The sequence below is a fragment of the Amycolatopsis sp. lyj-23 genome (assembly GCF_046549135.1).
In the GTDB taxonomy this organism is placed as follows: Bacteria; Actinomycetota; Actinomycetes; order Mycobacteriales; family Pseudonocardiaceae; genus Amycolatopsis.
This window is the reverse complement of sequence record NZ_JAJPWN010000054.1, coordinates 1-1,005: the sequence shown is the minus strand read 5'-3', so window position 1 is coordinate 1,005 and position 1,005 is coordinate 1. Positions and strand designations below refer to the sequence as shown.

General features: G+C 69.4%; 1 protein-coding gene. It reads left to right on the top strand.

The window, feature by feature from the left end:
- Window positions 1-10 precede the first annotated feature (10 nt).
- Window positions 11-1,005: family 2B encapsulin nanocompartment shell protein (locus ACLJPY_RS50140; protein WP_410598088.1), on the top strand; the 995-nt coding region annotated here is incomplete at its 3' end.

The window sequence follows — 1,005 nt, the reverse complement described above, 5'->3', positions numbered from 1 at the left end:
GGTTTTCGCTGTGACTGTCACCGACCCGGTGGAATCCGAGCAGGCACCGTCGAGCTTGGGGCGGGCGGCGGCCCGGACGCTGGCCACGACGACCAAGTCGGTCCCGCAGATGCAGGGCATCTCCTCCCGCTGGCTGCTCAAGGTCCTGCCCTGGGTCGACGTCGCCGCCGGGTCCTACCGCGTCAACCGCCGCCTCTCCTACGCCGTCGGCGACGGACGCGTCACCTTCACCACCACCGGCGCCCAGGTCCGCGTCATCCCCCCCGAACTCGGCGAACTCGCCCCCCTGCGCGGCTTCGACGACGACGAGGTCCTCACCGAACTCGCCGGCCGGTTCACCCAACGCGAATACGCCCCCGGCGACACCCTCGTCGAATTCGGCTCCCCCGCCGACGAAGTCTTCCTCCTCGCCCACGGCAAGATCAGCAAAGTCGGCACCGGCGCCTACGGCGACCAAGTCGTCCTCGCCACCCTCGCCGACGGCGACCACTTCGGCGAAACCACCCTCACCCACGACGACGGCATCTGGGAATTCACCGCCAAAGCCGTCACCACCTGCACCGTCCTGACCCTGCCCCGCACCGCCTTCACCGACGTCCTCACCCGCTCCGACACCCTCCAAGCCCACCTCGCCGGCTACCAGGCCCGCGGCACCGCGGCCAGCAACGACCACGGCGAAGCCGAAATCTCCCTCGCCTCCGGCCACGACGGCGAACCGGTCCTGCCCGCCACCTTCGTCGACTACGAAGCCCGCCCGCGGGAATACGAACTCTCCGTCGCCCAGACCGTGCTGCGCGTGCACTCCCGCGTCGCCGACCTCTACAACCAGCCCATGAACCAGATCGAACAGCAGCTGCGCCTCACCGTCGAAGCGCTGCGCGAACGCCAGGAACACGAACTGGTCAACAACACCGACTTCGGGCTCCTGCACAACGCCGACTTCGCCCAGCGCATCCCCACCCGCACCGGCCCACCCACCCCTGATGACCTCGACGCGCTGCTCAC